Origin of the sequence: Rhizobium sp. 25PS6 (genome assembly GCF_032464655.1) — a bacterium.
Taxonomy (GTDB): Bacteria; Pseudomonadota; Alphaproteobacteria; order Rhizobiales; family Rhizobiaceae; genus Rhizobium; species Rhizobium laguerreae.
The window spans coordinates 15,876-31,860 of the sequence record NZ_JAWDIV010000023.1 but is presented as its reverse complement, the minus strand read 5'-3'; the positions used below and the strand labels follow the sequence as shown (position 1 = coordinate 31,860).

The window sequence follows — 15,985 nt, the reverse complement described above, 5'->3', positions numbered from 1 at the left end:
ACTTGATGCGTCAGTAGAGCAATCGCGTCCTAATCGTTCCCGGTATCTCGCGAAGCGACTGAAGAATCTCGTCGGCTGTACCGGACAGGTCCTCGACTTCGATGACCACATAGCCCGTATCGCCATGGGTCTGCAGGAATTCGGCAACAATGTTCAGCCCGCGTGAAGAGAAGATCTCGTTCAGCTGAATGAGCATCCCGGGACGGTTTCCATGAACATGAATGAAACGCGTGCCGTTCGGGCGCTCGGGTAGTTGAACCTGTGGGAAGTTGACTGCACCCATCGTCGAGCCGATGTCGGAATACTCGACCAGCTTTCTTGAGACTTCTCCACCGATGCGCTCTTGGGCCTCCTCAGTGGACCCGCCGATATGTGGTGTCAAAATGACGTTGCTCAAGCCCTGCAACGGCGTTTCGAAACGTTCCTTGTTTGATGGTGGCTCCTTCGGGAAGACGTCGATGGCAGCACCGGCCAGATGTCCTTCTTTCAGCACTTTCGCGAGCGCATCGAGATCAACCACAGTTCCGCGGGAATTGTTGATGAAGATGGCGCCTTTTTTCATACGGCGCAGTTCCGTTTCGGCGATCATATTTTGAGTCGATGCCGTTTCCGGAACGTGCATCGTCACGTAATCGGAAATATCGAGAAGCTCACCGAGCGAAGCCATCGATTCTGAATTGCCGCGGCGCAGTCGATCGGAAAGATCGAAGTAGCGCACCACCATGCCCATACTTTCCGCAAGAGCACTTAGCTGCGAGCCGATATTGCCATAGCCGACGATGCCGAGCGTTTTTCCGCGGACTTCGCGACTGCCGACAGCGGATTTCTCCCATCCACCCTCATGCGCCGACGCCGAACGCGGGAAGATCTGCCGGGTCAGCATGATGATCTCACCGATCACAAGTTCGGCCACCGAGCGCGTGTTCGAATAAGGTGCGTTGAAAACAGGTATGCCGCGGCGCCGCGCCGCCTCCAGATCAACCTGGTTTGTGCCGACTGAGAAACAGCCGACGGCAATCAGCTTCTTGGCGGATTCGAAAATCTCCTCCGTTAGCTGCGTTCGGGAGCGAATGCCGATGATATGCGCATCGGCGATATGGCTTTTAAGATCCTTGTCATCGAGGGCCTTCGGCAGATGAGAGAGATTTGTGTATCCACACGCAGTAAAATGGTCCACGGCGCTCTGGCTGATGCCTTCGAGCAGCAGCACGGAGATTCGGTCGCGCGAAAGGGAGAGCTGGGGCATCATGATAAGACTTTCGATTTCCGATTAAAGCTGGCCAAAATCGTTTCGAGGCCACTGCGGCGCTCTACAGGATGCCTTTGCGACCATCCGACAAGCAGTGCAAGCGCAAATACCAATATTCTCCACTTCACACGGCCGGGCGTCGGCGGCTAATTAGATCACGCGAGATCCTTTGATTACACGTCAAATCCGCTAATTGCTTGTTTTTCATATCTTGTCAGCCGTATAGCGCCATCTTAGCCTCGCAAGGGTTTCATTGGCTAACTCACACGAACGTCCTGCCGATCATTCCCCTTCAGAAGCGCCATCAACATCGGGCCGAGCGAAAACTCACCGCGCTTCGAGCGCTTCGTCACGTCACGCAGATATCCACTAGCGGAATTGATCACATGGCCACCGCCGTCGGAACCGGCGACTTTGCCAATAACTTCCGCAGTACCCAATCCGCGGTCAGGCTTTGCGGATTGAGCTAGGGGTGAGCCGTCAGGTATCCTTGAACCAAAACCCTGACAGCTGTCAGGGTTTTTCGTATCGCCCGCTCCTAGCCGACGGCTCGATCGCCTTGCCCATGCGCTCTCAACAGCGCCATAAGAACCGGCCCCAAAGAAAATTCTCCCCGCTCCGCCTTACGCGTAAGGTCACGCAGGTAGCCGCCCGGCGAATTGATATGCCCGGCCCGCTCAAGGATGCAGGCGATCGCCGTGGCCGCACTTTCCGGCCCCATCACCTCGCAGGCCTCTTGATAGGCCGACGGGCTGACGCCCAGCATCGACCGGACGACCACCGCTGCACCCATCATTTCGCGCCAACTCCCGACCGTACCGCCCGGCCCATACATCGCGATCTCCGGGCACGCTCGTAGGACCATACCAAGCGGAAAACTCCGGATCGGCCCCCGCTTCGCCTGATCATTCCCCACCGCCCTCGCGCCCTGCTCTTTTCTTGAGCTAGGTTCAAATTCATGGATAGATTCGGTTTTTGAATTCTGTATGTGATGCTCATTGTGAGCAGCATTGGTGCTAATATTTTCGTCTTTTTCCTGCATTTCCAGGATGTTGATAATCTCCTGCTGCAGGAGCTCCATCTCGTCCAGGATTGAATTCACGTCACTAAGCGTCGGAGATCGCGGAATCCTGCCTACGAGACTGATGTACATCGCTTCGATGCTTTCCCAGTCGCCCGATGCACCTTCCTCGATCGCCGCAGAAATGAGCTTTCGAACGTCTCGCCTGCATATCGTCAAATTTTCCTTCGCCCGCCGGAGTGCAAAACGATCGGCAACGACCTGTTGCGCCATCATGGCGAGTTCATCCACTCGAACGAGCAACGGTGACAGGTCAAAGCCGAATGCGCGATCGATCGCCCCCGCCTTGTCCTTCCGGGCATAACGCTTTCCGTTCGCGCTGTCCTTCCGCACGATCAAGCCGGCATCAACGAGAAGCGCCAGATGCCTGCGAAGCGTCGCGCCGGCGATACCGTGCGCCCGAAGCGTCAACTGCGTGTTCGAGGGGAAAACGATCAGTTGCGCATCTTGGCGCAATTCGTTGTCCGGATAGAAGCTCAGGAGCGCGTCCAGGACAGCCAGGCTGCGATCTTGCAGCCCGAGCAGTTCCCTTGCTTCGGAAGCATCCCGAAACACCTTCCATTTGTCCGTCGCCTTACCTGGTTTGATTTCACTCGTCTCGATTTGCCGCCTCACCAAGGCAAGCGTTACCGGCCGCCGCCCAAAGGGCGTCGTCACACTTCCAATCTGCATTTTCTTCACCTTCAAAAAGGCAAAAGAAACCCGCTCACCAAAATTACGGTGCCAAAGACTCTTGACTGGGATTCGGGGAAATGCGATTCTCTAGTTGTCACACATTGAGAGAGGCTTCCACGACGGCAACGTTTAGGGGGCCTTTTTCTTTTGCAGTTCTTCCTTTCTTCACCTCCAAACCCTGACAGCTGTCAGGGTTTCTCGTTTTCCCGCAGACGGGCAAAGCGCTCCGTAAGCGCTGGAAGCTCCGCCTCAACAAACTTCAAAAATTCGATCCCGAGTGAGCCCTCGGCCGAAATTCGAACCTCTTTCGAAGACATCAACAAAGCGCCGAGCTTCGTTCCGCTCTTGTCTGTGAGCGGACTTGGCGCCCGACGACCCGTCGATGCTGGCTTGATGGCGCTCAAGGCACGCTGAAACCTTTGATCGGATGTCTCAGCATCGCCTTTTCTATCCAGCGCCGCTCGTAGGGCATCAAGCGTTCCCGCATTGCCCGCAATTGTCTTGGCAAGATCGAGCCAGCGTGGCCGCCCGATCTTTGGAGCCCTTCCAATGGCTTCGATGATATCCGTGGGAATGATCCTGTAGACATTCCTCATCCGTGCCAGTTCCGCGTCTTCGATCGACAGCGCCGCGTAAATGTGCCGAGGCTTGATCCCCGCATCATCCATGCGCGACGCAAATAACGCGCGCTCAATCCAAGTCAGGTCTTGCCGGCCCGCGTTTTCGATGCCTTGTGCAAGAACTAGGTCGAGGTCAGAAATCTCGACTTCGAGAGCGCGAACAGGCCTCTCGAGCAGCATGGCAGCGAGCCAGCGCCGATGACCATAGACTATCTGGTAGCGGCCTGGCGACGAAGGGTGTTTGCGGACTTGAACGGGAACTTTTTGCCCCTCAGTCTCGATCGACCGCTTGAACGCCTCAAAGCTCGTTGTGTCATCGTCCGGCAGTCTATCCGGGTAAGGGGAGGGGTCGATGAGCGACGGATCCAACTCGCGAACCGCACCACCACCCGACTCAACGATAGCCTTCAAGCGATCTCGCTCTGTTCGGATATCGTCGATCGCTCGGTGAGCAGCACCGATCACACCTGCGCCGACACGATTTCCGGGAACCGGGGCAGGGGGCTGCGACGGCTGCTCTTGATCCACAGCCTGATCACTCTCCAGCTCTGCGGAAAGCAACCCGAAGCTGGCGACAATCGACTTGCGAGGGGATTTGCTCATGTCCGCCCCCAGCTCTCATTGACGAGGCGAACAATCGCCTCATTCACAGCATCTACCGCCTCGCGGGCACGCTTGTGAGTATCGCGTCCGATCTGCCCCAATTCGAGCTCGTATACCGAACGTTTTGCCAAGCCGGCGGCCTCAACGGCGGTGCTTTCAATGGCCGTGGGCAATAATACATCAGAGCCGAACAGGTGCCGAAGCATCGCGACGACTTGCGACTGTGGCGCGTCATTGGGGTCGTGTCGTGTAACCAGATACCGAATGAAGTCCTGGTCCAACTGAGCGCCGCTCTCGTTCAGAACACTAATCAGATCGCCCATCATGAGAAGGAACTGGCTCATTGACGCGACGTCCAGCATGGCCGGGTGGACCGTAATGATCATGCTGGTCGCAGCGTATATCGCGCTCAACGTCAGGAAGCCGAGCGACGGCGGAGTGTCAAGAATCACGATGTCGTAGTCCGCCTCGACTTCCGAAAGGGCGAGTTTCAGTCGCTCAAAGAAGATTGCGCCGGAGCTGGACTTGTTCGCCAAGATCCGTGGCGTTTCGTGCTCATACTCCATGACTTCAAGATTGCCAGGAATGAGGTCGATGCCATCGAAATATGTCTTGCGAATTATATCGCGGATTGGACGACGTTCGGCGTCGTCGTAACGCAAAGCGGCGTAGATCGTTTCATTCGAGCCGACGTCAACTTCTGGCTGAGCACCGAACAAAGCGGACAAGGATGCTTGCGGGTCCAGGTCGAGTGCGAGGACACGATAACCATGAAGGGCGAGATAGTGGGCGAGGTGGACGCAGGTTGTCGTCTTCGCGCTACCACCCTTGAAGTTAGCTATAGCAAGAACCTGGAGGTGTTCGCCGGCACGACGGCGTGGGAGGAAGCGCAAGGCGTCTACTGGCTTCTGCTTGGCGAACAACTCGCGCAACTCATTGATCTGGCCCAGCGTATAGACGCGGTGATTGTTCTCCAGCCTGCTGGGAACGGGTCCGCGTCCTTCGGTCGACATGAGCTTTAGCGTGGAATCAGGTATCGATGTCAGCTTCGACACTTCGTTGGTCAGGAACGGACGGAGCGTCTTTTCCGACTTTGGCGGATACATACGAGTTCGAAGTTGCTGCAATTGCCCGGACAGAAGCCCGGCATGGCGCATAATTTTGGTGCCGGCATCTTCCTTCGAGCCAACAACTGCTTCTACTCGGTTCGCTATCGCCATCTGTCCCTCTTGGCGGCTTTCTACCGGTTTACCGGTCACCGCCCGCTAAAGGTAGAACATGATTCTCCGAACCGGTCCAGAAGTTTAGGGTTAACAAAAGGTTAACGACTGAGGACAATCTGCACGAAGCTATTCGGATTTTTGCTTTTCCGCTCCGTCAGTTAGCCTCAGATCTCCGATTCTTTGATCGCGGATTGTTCTCTTGTGAATCCTACAAATCTGAACAGTCTACCGCCGACAAATTTAGGGGTCTTCGGAGCTCCTCGCGAACCGCGACTCACCTCGTGACGAGTATGTCGAATCCTACAACTGCCCGCTGATTCCTATCTGTGCTCATTACCCGGCGGTATTTAACGTCGGAGAATGACAATATGCTGGCATCGGTTGTTGCAATCCCCAAATCCGAAAACGATAAACAGCTCATCGACGCTCAACATAAGCTTCGAGCCCGTGTTTTCGGGGAACGGCTTGGCTGGGACGTCACTGTACGAGACGGTGACGAAACAGATGAATTCGATACACTCCATCCCACCTACATTGTGACGACGACCGCCAAAGGCGTCGTCGCGGGTTGCGCCCGACTTCTTCCTGTCACAGGCCCCACAATGGTGGCCGACGTTTTCCCATCGCTTCTCCCCAACGGTCAACTCAACGCTCATGCCGCGATGATCGAGAGTTCTCGCTTCTGCATCGACACGGCTCTTGCGGAGGGGAGGGGCGACGGCTCGGTCCATGAAGCGACGCTCACCATGTTCGCGGGCATCAACGAATGGTGCATGGCGAATGGCTACACCGAGATTGTCACGGTGACCGATCTCCGATTCGAGCGCATCCTTGCCCGCGTCGGATGGCCGCTGCAGCGTTTGGGCGAGCCGAAGAAGATCGGCGTGACAATGGCCGTGGCGGGCACACTGCCAGCCAATCCGGACACGTTCCTCAGGCTCCGTCCCTCCAATTACCGCTCTGAACTCACCCCTCTCAGCCAGGTAGCTTAAGGAGACATCCGTGAACCAGCTTCGCTCTCATCCCCGGCTTGTCCGCAAACTTCAGGAAGCGCTCGGCGATCAGCTCTGCGTCGCCCTGGACGACGCGACTGTCGTCGAGATCATGCTCAATCCAGACGGAAAGCTGTTCATCGAAAGACTCGGCCACGGCGTTGCGCCGGCCGGCGAGATGTCGTCTGCGGCTGCAGAAATGGTGATTGGAACCGTGGCACATGCGCTTCAGTCAGAGGTCGACACGGAACAACCGATTATCTCCGGCGAGCTGCCAATCGGTGGCCACCGCTTCGAGGGTCTGTTGCCCCCCGTCGTCGCCAGGCCCGCCTTCACCATTCGGCGCAGGGCATCACGCCTCATTCCGCTCGAAGACTATATTCGCACCGGCGTGATGACAGAATACCAAGCCGCCACGATCCGCAGTGCCATTTCCGCGAAGCTGAACATCATCATTTCCGGGGGAACGGGCTCGGGCAAAACGACGCTTGCGAACGCAGTGATCCACGAGATCATCAAGGCGGCGCCAGAGGATCGCCTCGTTATCCTTGAGGATACCGCGGAAATCCAGTGCGCGGCCGAGAACGCCGTTCTCCTCCATACCAGCGATTCCATCGACATGGCGCGGCTCCTCAAAAGCACCATGCGCTTACGTCCCGACAGGATCGTCGTTGGCGAGGTCCGCGACGGCGCGGCCCTGACATTGCTCAAGGCCTGGAACACCGGTCACCCGGGCGGCGTGGCGACCATTCACTCGAACACCGCTATGTCGGCGCTGCGTCGTCTTGAACAGCTGACGGCCGAGGCAAGCCAGCAGCCGATGCACGAGGTGATCGGAGAGGCGGTCGACCTGGTCATCTCAATCGAGCGGACGCCGCGCGGGCGGATTGTTCGCGACATCATCCAAGTCGAGCGGTTCATCAACGGACAGTACGAGACCGAATCCGATCAGCTCACCGAAGAACGGGAGGCGCGCCATGTCGCGTAAACATGCCCTCATCGCCGTAGCACTCTTGGCGGCGCCAATCGTTCTTGCCTCTGTCGCGCCAGCGCTCGCCAGTTCCGGCGGCAGCCTTCCATGGGAAGGGCCGCTGCAACAGATCCAGGAGTCGATCACCGGACCGGTCGCGGGTGCAATTGCTCTTGCCGCCGTGGCTATCGCGGGTGGAATGCTGATCTTCGGGGGCGAGCTGAACGATTTCGCGCGGCGACTTGTGTACGTCGTTCTCGTCGCCGGCATCCTGCTCGGCGCCACCAACATCGTCGGCCTGTTCGGTGCGACCGGCGCTTCGATCGGGCTAGTCGAGGAGCACATCACTTCAATTGGTTCAAACGGAGGAGGGGAGGGAGATCATGGCTGAGTCCCTGTCCGGCCTGCGACGCAATCGCATCCATCGTGCCCTCTCCCGCCCGAACCTGCTGATGGGCGCGGACCGTGAATTGGTGCTGATCACCGGTCTTGCGGCTGTCATTCTCATCTTCGTGGTTCTCACGGTCTATTCTGCGCTCTTCGGCGTCGCCGTCTGGATCGTCATCGTCGGGGCGCTCAGGATGATGGCGAAGGCCGACCCGCACATGCGGCAGGTCTATATCAGGCACATTTCCTACAAGCCCTATTACAAGGCGACCACTTCGCCCTGGCGCCGGTATTGAGGAGGCTGCCATGGTAGCTCTCAAACGCTTCCGGGTGACCGGCCCGTCCTTCGCGGATCTTGTTCCTTATGCCGGCCTCGTCGACAATGGTGTCCTCCTCTTGAAGGACGGAAGTCTGATGGCCGGCTGGTACTTCGCAGGACCGGACTCGGAAAGCGCGACCGACCTCGAGCGCAACGAGCTGTCGAGGCAGATCAATGCCGTTCTGTCGCGGCTCGGAAGCGGATGGATGATCCAGGTCGAGGCCATCCGCATTCCAACGGTCGACTATCCGTCGGAAGACCGTTGCCATTTCCCCGACCCGGTGACCCGCGCGATCGATGCCGAGCGTCGGGCGCATTTCGCGCGCGCGCAGGGGCATTTCGAGAGTAAGCATGCGCTGATCCTGACCTACCGGCCCCTCGAGTCCAAGAAGACTGCTCTCAGCAAATACATCTATTCGGATGAGGAAAGCCGGAAGAAGTCCTACGCGGACACGGTGCTCTTCGTGTTCAAGAACGCGGTGCGCGAGCTTGAGCAGTATTTTGCCAACACACTTTCGATCCGGCGAATGGAAACCCGCGAAGCGTTCGAAAGGGGAGGGGAGCGAATTGCCCGATATGACGAACTGCTCCAATTCGCCCGGTTCTGCACCACCGGAGAAAGCCATCCAATCCGGCTTCCCGACGTGCCCATGTATCTCGACTGGATCGCCACCGCGGAGCTTGAGCACGGACTGACGCCAAAGGTCGAAAACAGTTTCCTCGGCGTCGTTGCGATCGACGGTCTGCCGGCCGAAAGCTGGCCCGGCATTCTGAACAGCCTTGACCTGATGCCTCTGACCTATCGGTGGTCGTCACGTTTCATCTTTCTCGATGCCGAGGAAGCTCGACAGAAGCTCGAACGCACACGCAAGAAATGGCAGCAGAAAGTCCGGCCGTTCTTCGACCAGATATTCCAGACACAAAGTCGATCCGTCGACCAGGACGCCATGAGCATGGTGGTCGAGACTGAGGATGCGATCGCGCAAGCCTCGTCGCAGCTGGTTGCCTATGGCTATTACACACCGGTCGTCGTGTTGTTCGACAGCGATCGCGAGGCACTGCAGGAGAAGGCTGAAGCGGTGCGTCGGCTGATCCAGGCGGAAGGTTTCGGGGCGCGGATCGAAACGCTCAACGCGACCGACGCCTATCTCGGTAGCCTGCCGGGCAACTGGTATTGCAACATCCGTGAGCCGCTGATCAACACCAGCAATCTCGCCGACTTGATTCCGCTGAACTCGGTCTGGTCCGGAAACCCAGTCTCCCCATGCCCATTTTATCCACCGAATTCCCCGCCCTTGATGCAGGTTGCGAGCGGCTCGACAGCGTTTCGTCTGAACCTGCATGTCGATGATGTCGGCCACACGCTGATCTTCGGTCCAACCGGTTCAGGCAAGTCGACGTTGCTCGCCCTGATCGCCGCCCAGTTTCGCCGGTACGAACATGCGCAGATCTTCGCCTTTGACAAAGGAAGTTCACTTCTGCCCCTGACGCTCGCAGCCGGCGGCGATCACTATGAGATCGGCGGCGACAATGCGGAAGAGAGGAGGGCATTGGCCTTCTGCCCACTCTCCGAACTCAAAAGTGATGTCGACCGGGCTTGGGCGACGGAATGGATCGAGATGCTGGTCGGTCTGCAGGGCGTCGCCATCACCCCCGATCATCGTAACGCAATCTCTCGGCAAGTCGGACTGATGGCGAGTGCATCAGGTCGCTCGCTCTCGGATTTCGTCAGCGGCGTGCAGCTGCGCGAGATCAAGGACGCGTTGCACCACTACACCGTCGACGGGCCTATGGGACAGCTCCTCGATGCGGAAGAGGACGGTCTCACGCTCAGTGCCTTCCAGACCTTCGAGATCGAGCAGTTAATGAATATGGGCGAGCGCAATCTCGTACCGGTCCTGACCTACCTGTTCCGCAGGATTGAGAAACGCCTGGATGGGTCCCCAAGTCTGATCCTGCTCGACGAGGCCTGGCTGATGCTCGGCCACCCGGTATTCCGCGACAAGATTCGCGAATGGCTGAAGGTGCTGCGTAAGGCCAACTGCGCTGTCGTCCTTGCGACCCAATCGATCTCGGACGCTGAGCGGTCCGGGATTATCGACGTGCTGAAGGAATCCTGCCCGACCAAGATTTGCCTTCCGAATGGCGCCGCTCGAGAGCCGGGAACGCGGGAATTCTACGAGCGAATAGGGTTCAATGAGCGCCAGCTCGAAATCGTCGCTACCGCCATTCCGAAGCGCGAATACTACGTCGCCACGCCGGAAGGCCGGCGGCTCTTCGACATGTCGCTTGGGCCAGTCGCGCTGAGCTTTGTCGGCGCGTCGGGCAAAGAGGACCTCAAACGCATCCGCACACTGAAATCCGAACATGGCCGCGACTGGCCGATCCGCTGGCTTGAAACGAGAGGAGTTCACGATGCCGCATCGCTATTCAAATAGATGGCTCGCCTGCTTGGCGGCCGTCGCTCTCACGATTGGAGGCGCAGGCTCAGTGCAAGCCGGCACGGCGACCGGCGCAGCGACCGAATGGACGCAGCTCGCCAATAATGCGCAGCTCGTGGACCTCATGAAAAGCTCCGGCATCCAGGTCGACAATCAGTTGACCCAGATCAGCCAGCTTGCAGAGCAGATCCAGAACCAGCTGAAAATCTACGAGAACATGCTGCAAAACACTGCGCAACTTCCTAGCCATGTGTGGGGGCAGGTCGAAGGCGATCTCAACCAGTTGCGCAGCATCGTCGAACAGGGTCAGAGCATCTCATTTTCGATGGGCAACGCCGACGACGTTCTTCAGCAGCGCTTCCAAAGCTACGCCGATCTCAAGACGGATTTGCCTGATAACGCAACGTTCTCCTCGACCTACCAGTCCTGGTCGGACACCAACCGCGACACGATCGCCAGCTCGCTAAAAGCGGCGAGCCTCACGGCCGACCAGTTCGATAGCGAGGAAGATGCGATGTCCTCGCTGCGGTCGATGTCGGAAACGGCTGACGGGCAGATGAAGGCCTTGCAGGTCGGGCACGAGATCGCCGCTCAGCAAGTCGCGCAAATGCAGAAGCTTCGCGGTCTCGTCTCCCAACAGATGACAATGATGGGAACCTGGCTTCAGACGGAACAGACCGACAAGGACCTGGCGCAGGCGCGGCGGGAAAAGTTCTTCAACGCCGAGGTCAAAAGCGTTCCGGACGGCCAGAAAATGGAACCGCGATGGTGAGCCGCCCCGTCCTGATTGCCTTGCTGTTGGCTGTCACTGCCGCATCGTCTGCAGCGACAGTGCTGATCGTCAATTCCCGAAACATAGGAATACCTGCTCTGACCGAGGAGCAGCGCGCCGTCCGGGAGAAATTCTTCGGTTCTAGCAAGGAGCTTCCGCCGATCAAAGAAGGTCAGGAGATGCGCTCGAGATGGTGAAGGTTGCTGTCGCGCGTTCATTCCTGAATACCGGTCTTTTTTGCCTCGCCTATGCTGTTCCCGCATTCGCGCAGGAGGGACAGGTCCTCACAGAGCTGGAAAACCAGGTCTCGTCCGCTGCGAAGGGGTGGGAGACCACCATCATGGAGGCGGCGAAATCCCTATTCTGGATTCTCGCAACGATCGAGATCGGCATCGCCGCCGTCTGGCTGGCGATCCAGTCAGCCTCGCTGGACAGCTGGTTCGCCGAACTGGTGCGGCGGATCATGTTCATCGGGTTCTTCGCATTCGTTCTGACCCAGGGTCCGACCTTTGCGCGAGCGGTGGTCGACAGCCTTTTCCAGATTGGCGCCGGCGGCGGTTCAGCGTCGCCCGCTGAGGTGTTCGATGCCGGCATTCGGGTCGCCTCGCAAATGTCGCAACAAGCGCAATTCGGGGTGTTCGAAGACAATGCGCTGGCGATTGCCGCCGTTCTTGCCATGGGCATCGTTGTCATCGCCTTCTCGCTGGTCGCAGCGATTTTCGTGTCGGTCATGGTCGAAATGTATGTCGGCCTGCTCGCCGGCATGATCATGCTGGGGCTGGGTGGTTCGTCCTTCACCAAGGACTTTGCCATCCGATACCTCGTCTATGCCTTCGGCGTCGGCATGAAACTCATGGCCTTGGTGATGATCGCCAAGATCGGATCGAACGTCCTGCTTGGCCTGGCCCAAGCTCCGACGGCCTCATCGGATCAGTTCGTCACGACCTTGGCCATCGCCGGTATCTCCGTCGTCGTCTTCATCATCGCCATGTATGTCCCGAACATCATCCAGGGCGTTGTCCAGGGCGCATCGGTCTCCGGTGGCATGGAGGCAATCCGGCACGGCGGGCAAGCGGCGTCCTTCGCCGCCGGTGCTGGTTTCCTCGCCGCCGGCGCTGCCGGTGCGGGCTTCGCGGCTGCGCAGGCGGCCCGCGCCGCAGGCTCATCGGTCGCAGGAGCCGCACTTCGCGGCATGGGTGCGAGCTTCAGTTCCGGCGCGCAAGCAGCCGGATCCGCCGCGAAGGAAAAGGCAATCGGCTCTCCGGGCGCTTATGCCGGGTCCATTCTCGGACTGGCCAATGCCAAGCTCGATCAACAGCGCGGCGGTAATAGCGCACCGAAGCCTCCTCCCGAACGCAACGACAAACCGTAATCGAGACAAGGGAAGAATAAATGGCAGCGAACCGCGCCCCGGAAAACCCGTATCTTGCCGCCCGCCAGGAATGGAGCGAACGCTACGGCTCCTATTTGAAGGCCGCAGCCGCATGGCGCATTGTTGGTGTCCTCGGCCTGGTCATGGCCGTCATCGGCTTCAGCTACGCGATGTATCTGAGTACGCAGGTGAGGCTTGTGCCCTACATCGTCGAGGTCGACAAGCTCGGAACCGCAGTCACGGCAGGCTTCCCCGAGCAGATCGAGTATGCCGATGTCCGCGTGGTGCGCGCCACACTCGGTAACTTCGTCACGAGCTTTCGCTCTATCACGCCGGATGCGGTGGTGCAGAAGCAATATATCGACCGCACCTACGCCCTTCTTCGCACGTCCGATCCGTCGACTGAGAAGGTCAACGCCTGGTTTCGAGGCAATTCTCCATTCGAGAAGGCGAAGTCTTCGACAGTTGCCATCGAAGTCAACAACATCGTGGCGCTTTCGAACCAGACTTATCAGATCGACTGGACGGAATACGAGCGAGACCGCAAGGGCAAGGAGATCGGCACGCGGCGGTTCCGCGGGATCGCAACGGTGACGCTTACCGCGCCACAGGATGAGGCGACGATCCGCCTCAATCCGATCGGCCTCTACGTCCAGGATTTCGACTGGACGGCACAGCTTTAAGGGCAGGGATTCTTTCAATGAAAAACACGGGATTGATCGCAGCCGCCGGCTGCATAGCCGGACTCTTGCTTGCGGCGGGCGCGCAAGCGCAAAGCATGACGAGCAACGAGGTGAAAGGAACAAATCTTTCCAGGAAGTGGCGCGGCACGCCGGGACTGGTCACGACGGGACCGGACGGAAAGGTGATCTTCCTGTTCGGCGAAACGCAACCTTCCGTCGTCTGCTCGCCTTTACAGGTCTGCGACATCGAACTTCAGGGTGGCGAGATCGTTCGCGATGTTATGGTCGGCGACACGGTGCGTTGGAAGGTGGAGCCGGCCACCTCGGGGGCGACAGGCGGACAGGCGATTCATCTCATCGTCAAACCATCGGAGCCAGGCCTTCTCACCTCGATGGTCGTCACCACGTCACGGCGAACCTATCATATTCAGCTCAAGTCCCATCCGAGCCAGTACATGGCGCGCGTCGGGTTCGAATATCCGGAAGACGTGTCGACAAAGCTCGCCGACATCAACGCCCGTCTCGAAACTGGCGGCATTCCGGGCACCGCGCCGGACAAACTGAACTTTTCCTATTCACTCAGCGGCGGTGCTTCGTGGAAACCGAAGCGGGTCTATTCGGACGGGGTGAAGACCTACATCCAGTTCCCGAAGTCGATCTCCGGCCAGGATGCGCCTGTGCTTTTCGTCGTCTCCGGCGGTCAAAATCGTATCGTCAATTATCGGATGAAGAACGACATGATGACCGTCGACTATGCGATCGACAAGGCGATCCTCGTTTCCGGAGTCGGTTGGCGGCAGCAGAAGATCACTATCCGGCGGGGAGGCTGAACCATGCGGAAGCTATTCGCATTCTTCATCGCGGTCGTGCTGCTCTCCAGCTGCCAAACGGCCGACTACGCACTCACCACCAGCTCGACCCCTGTGGCCGTCACCGGACCGGCTGCAAGCGCCATCGCCGGCGACATGGTAAGTCGCCTGGCTGAACAGATCGGCCCGGCCGGTGCCACGACGGCGATCAAAATGGAGACGGACACGTCGGAGTTCGCGACCGCCCTCGAGGCGGCCCTGAAGGGGTGGGGCTACACGGTCATCACGGACGGCAAAGTCGCCAAAGACGTCAAGCCGGTCGAGCTTGCTTATGCAATCGAGGGCTTCGACGGACAGGTGCTGGCCCGGCTTTCAACACCGTCCATCGCTCTTGGCCGCGCCTATACGCCGACGGCTGCCGGTGCCACGCCGGCCAGTCCGCTTTCGATCATGCAGCGCAACTGACGGAGATTAACATGGTCCAGTCGCTCCAGCTTGGTACGTCCGGCCAGGCAGACGATCAGAATGGCATGCGCCGGCTCAACCGCCTGCCGATCATCGTCGCCATCATTGTCATCGTGCTGTTCGTCGGCGTCGTTGTGATTGGTCTGTCGCTGCGCGGGCTTTCCTTCAGTCGTGGCGACATCGAGAGCGCTTCCAACAGTCCTGCGACCAGTTTCGGCGACCAGCTTAAGCGGGGTGTCACGGATGGCATTATCGGTGACCCAGAAAAGCAGGAGGTGTTTCAGCCGACACCCGTCGTGGTGGAGAAAACGGAGAAGCAAGAACCGGTCGTCGAGCGCCAACCAATTGAACGGCAAGACCGTCAACAAAGGCTCGAATCGGAAGGGGAGTGGAAGGCTCGCCTGAAGCGAGAGCAGGATGAACAATATATGCGCGAGGCCCAGCGCCAACGGATGGCGCGTCTTCAGGCCCGTGCCACGGCGCTCGATTCGCCGCTGAAGGTTGACGTCTCCGATGTTGAGAAGACCGCAAACTCCAGTAACGACACCGGCCGTCAGCCGACAAATGTCGCGGCAAACAGCGCGTCAGACCTTTACGCTGCCGCCATGAAATCCGGCCTGATGGGACAGAACGTCGATCAGAACGGGCAGACGTCCAAGGAGGACTTCTTCAATCAGGACATCAAGGATCTCGGCTACCTGCCAAACCAGGTGGTGCCCCAAATGTCGCCTTATGAGTTGAAGCGCGGTTCGGTCATCCCGGCGACATTGATCACCGGCCTGAGTTCCGATTTGCCAGGCCGCATTACCGCTCAGGTCAGCCAGAATGTCTACGACAGCGCGACCGGCTACCGCCTCCTTGTTCCGCAGGGCGCAAAGCTGTTCGGTCGCTACGATTCCAAGGTGTCCTTCGGCCAGGAACGGGTTCTCGTCGTCTGGACGGACCTCATTTTCCCGAATGGGTCTACTCTCCAGATCGGCGGCATGGCGGGCACGGATGCCGAAGGATATGGGGGCTTCCAGGACAAGGTCGACCGCCATCTCTGGAGGACATTCGGTTCCGCAGCGCTGGTCGCCATCATCGGGACCGGGATCGATATGTCGATGCCCGAAAGTTCGACGCTGGCGACTCAGGATACGGCCTCGGATGCGGCACGGCGGAATTTTGCCGAAAGCTTTGGTCGCGTCGCGGAACAGACGATTTCGAAGAATCTGAACGTGCAGCCGACAATTCACATCCGTCCGGGTTACAAGTTCAATGTCCTGGTTGACCAGGACATCATCTTTCCTTCGACCTACCCGCGGTGACGGCCTTTGCTGGTCAT

16 protein-coding genes and 1 pseudogene are annotated in these 15,985 nt (G+C 58.7%); 12 read left to right on the top strand and 5 right to left on the bottom strand.

Annotated features, from left to right (window positions below; genetic code table 11):
• Positions 1-10 precede the first annotated feature (10 nt).
• The 5 genes and pseudogenes from serA to repA form a co-directional block, all read right to left on the bottom strand.
• Complete coding sequence (gene serA / locus RWK44_RS28105; RefSeq protein ID WP_163879956.1) at positions 11-1,249, bottom strand: phosphoglycerate dehydrogenase; 1,239 nt, start codon at positions 1,247-1,249, stop codon at positions 11-13.
• Between the two features lie 257 nt (positions 1,250-1,506).
• A pseudogene (gene repC, locus RWK44_RS35145) lies at positions 1,507-1,644 on the bottom strand (replication initiation protein RepC); the annotation flags it as partial.
• 143 nt (positions 1,645-1,787) lie between these two features.
• A complete protein-coding gene (gene repC, locus RWK44_RS28095) occupies positions 1,788-3,002 on the bottom strand; it encodes a plasmid replication protein RepC (RefSeq protein WP_163879958.1) in 1,215 nt (404 codons plus the stop codon).
• Between the two features lie 191 nt (positions 3,003-3,193).
• The gene (gene repB, locus RWK44_RS28090) at positions 3,194-4,228 is read right to left on the bottom strand and encodes a plasmid partitioning protein RepB (RefSeq protein ID WP_163879960.1); all 1,035 of its coding nucleotides are present in this window, start codon (positions 4,226-4,228) and stop codon (positions 3,194-3,196) included.
• Complete coding sequence (repA, locus tag RWK44_RS28085) at positions 4,225-5,448, bottom strand: plasmid partitioning protein RepA (protein ID WP_163879962.1); 1,224 nt, start codon at positions 5,446-5,448, stop codon at positions 4,225-4,227. The genes repB and repA overlap by 4 nt, the downstream gene beginning before the upstream one ends.
• A 371-nt stretch (positions 5,449-5,819) precedes the next feature.
• Between repA and traI the strand changes: the two genes are divergently transcribed.
• The 12 genes from traI to trbI are packed head-to-tail and all read left to right on the top strand — an operon-like array spanning position 5,820 to position 15,968.
• Positions 5,820-6,443, top strand: coding sequence for an acyl-homoserine-lactone synthase TraI (gene traI / locus RWK44_RS28080; protein ID WP_163879963.1), 624 nt, complete (start codon positions 5,820-5,822; stop codon positions 6,441-6,443).
• A 10-nt stretch (positions 6,444-6,453) separates the two neighbouring features.
• Complete coding sequence (trbB, locus tag RWK44_RS28075; protein ID WP_163879966.1) at positions 6,454-7,431, top strand: P-type conjugative transfer ATPase TrbB; 978 nt, start codon at positions 6,454-6,456, stop codon at positions 7,429-7,431.
• Positions 7,421-7,804 carry a TrbC/VirB2 family protein gene (locus RWK44_RS28070; RefSeq protein ID WP_163879968.1) on the top strand — a complete coding sequence of 128 codons (384 nt, stop codon included), beginning with the start codon at positions 7,421-7,423 and terminating at the stop codon, positions 7,802-7,804. Before trbB ends, RWK44_RS28070 begins: the two co-directional genes overlap by 11 nt.
• A complete protein-coding gene (locus RWK44_RS28065) occupies positions 7,797-8,096 on the top strand; it encodes a conjugal transfer protein TrbD (RefSeq protein ID WP_131714756.1) in 300 nt (99 codons plus the stop codon). The genes RWK44_RS28070 and RWK44_RS28065 overlap by 8 nt, the downstream gene beginning before the upstream one ends.
• Before the next feature lie 10 nt (positions 8,097-8,106).
• Complete coding sequence (locus RWK44_RS28060) at positions 8,107-10,557, top strand: conjugal transfer protein TrbE (RefSeq protein WP_163879970.1); 2,451 nt, start codon at positions 8,107-8,109, stop codon at positions 10,555-10,557.
• Complete coding sequence (gene trbJ / locus RWK44_RS28055; RefSeq protein WP_163879972.1) at positions 10,535-11,332, top strand: P-type conjugative transfer protein TrbJ; 798 nt, start codon at positions 10,535-10,537, stop codon at positions 11,330-11,332. Before RWK44_RS28060 ends, trbJ begins: the two co-directional genes overlap by 23 nt.
• Positions 11,329-11,529 (top strand): entry exclusion protein TrbK, encoded by a 201-nt coding sequence (trbK, locus tag RWK44_RS28050; RefSeq protein WP_163880021.1) that lies wholly within the window; start codon positions 11,329-11,331, stop codon positions 11,527-11,529. Before trbJ ends, trbK begins: the two co-directional genes overlap by 4 nt.
• Positions 11,523-12,704: a P-type conjugative transfer protein TrbL gene (trbL, locus tag RWK44_RS28045; RefSeq protein ID WP_163879974.1), complete on the top strand. Its 1,182-nt coding sequence runs from the start codon at positions 11,523-11,525 to the stop codon at positions 12,702-12,704. Before trbK ends, trbL begins: the two co-directional genes overlap by 7 nt.
• 20 nt (positions 12,705-12,724) lie before the next feature.
• A complete protein-coding gene (locus tag RWK44_RS28040) occupies positions 12,725-13,387 on the top strand; it encodes a conjugal transfer protein TrbF (protein ID WP_163879976.1) in 663 nt (220 codons plus the stop codon).
• A 17-nt stretch (positions 13,388-13,404) separates the two neighbouring features.
• The gene (gene trbG, locus RWK44_RS28035; protein ID WP_163879978.1) at positions 13,405-14,217 is read left to right on the top strand and encodes a P-type conjugative transfer protein TrbG; all 813 of its coding nucleotides are present in this window, start codon (positions 13,405-13,407) and stop codon (positions 14,215-14,217) included.
• A gap of 3 nt (positions 14,218-14,220) precedes the next feature.
• A complete protein-coding gene (gene trbH / locus RWK44_RS28030; RefSeq protein ID WP_163879981.1) occupies positions 14,221-14,661 on the top strand; it encodes a conjugal transfer protein TrbH in 441 nt (146 codons plus the stop codon).
• Positions 14,662-14,672: 11 nt separating this feature from the next.
• A complete protein-coding gene (gene trbI, locus RWK44_RS28025) occupies positions 14,673-15,968 on the top strand; it encodes an IncP-type conjugal transfer protein TrbI (protein ID WP_163879983.1) in 1,296 nt (431 codons plus the stop codon).
• The last annotated feature ends 17 nt before the right edge of the window (positions 15,969-15,985 follow it).

Bases quoted from the DNA above. Each gene is read 5' to 3' on its own strand.
- serA (WP_163879956.1), bottom strand. From the start codon at position 1,249: ATGATGCCCCAGCTCTCCCTTTCGCGCGACCGAATCTCCGTGCTGCTG.
- repC (WP_163879958.1), bottom strand. From the start codon at position 3,002: ATGCAGATTGGAAGTGTGACGACGCCCTTTGGGCGGCGGCCGGTAACG.
- repB (WP_163879960.1), bottom strand. From the start codon at position 4,228: ATGAGCAAATCCCCTCGCAAGTCGATTGTCGCCAGCTTCGGGTTGCTT.
- repA (WP_163879962.1), bottom strand. From the start codon at position 5,448: ATGGCGATAGCGAACCGAGTAGAAGCAGTTGTTGGCTCGAAGGAAGAT.
- traI (WP_163879963.1), top strand. From the start codon at position 5,820: ATGCTGGCATCGGTTGTTGCAATCCCCAAATCCGAAAACGATAAACAG.
- RWK44_RS28070 (WP_163879968.1), top strand. From the start codon at position 7,421: ATGTCGCGTAAACATGCCCTCATCGCCGTAGCACTCTTGGCGGCGCCA.
- RWK44_RS28065 (WP_131714756.1), top strand. From the start codon at position 7,797: ATGGCTGAGTCCCTGTCCGGCCTGCGACGCAATCGCATCCATCGTGCC.
- RWK44_RS28060 (WP_163879970.1), top strand. From the start codon at position 8,107: ATGGTAGCTCTCAAACGCTTCCGGGTGACCGGCCCGTCCTTCGCGGAT.
- trbJ (WP_163879972.1), top strand. From the start codon at position 10,535: ATGCCGCATCGCTATTCAAATAGATGGCTCGCCTGCTTGGCGGCCGTC.
- trbL (WP_163879974.1), top strand. From the start codon at position 11,523: ATGGTGAAGGTTGCTGTCGCGCGTTCATTCCTGAATACCGGTCTTTTT.
- RWK44_RS28040 (WP_163879976.1), top strand. From the start codon at position 12,725: ATGGCAGCGAACCGCGCCCCGGAAAACCCGTATCTTGCCGCCCGCCAG.
- trbG (WP_163879978.1), top strand. From the start codon at position 13,405: ATGAAAAACACGGGATTGATCGCAGCCGCCGGCTGCATAGCCGGACTC.
- trbH (WP_163879981.1), top strand. From the start codon at position 14,221: ATGCGGAAGCTATTCGCATTCTTCATCGCGGTCGTGCTGCTCTCCAGC.
- trbI (WP_163879983.1), top strand. From the start codon at position 14,673: ATGGTCCAGTCGCTCCAGCTTGGTACGTCCGGCCAGGCAGACGATCAG.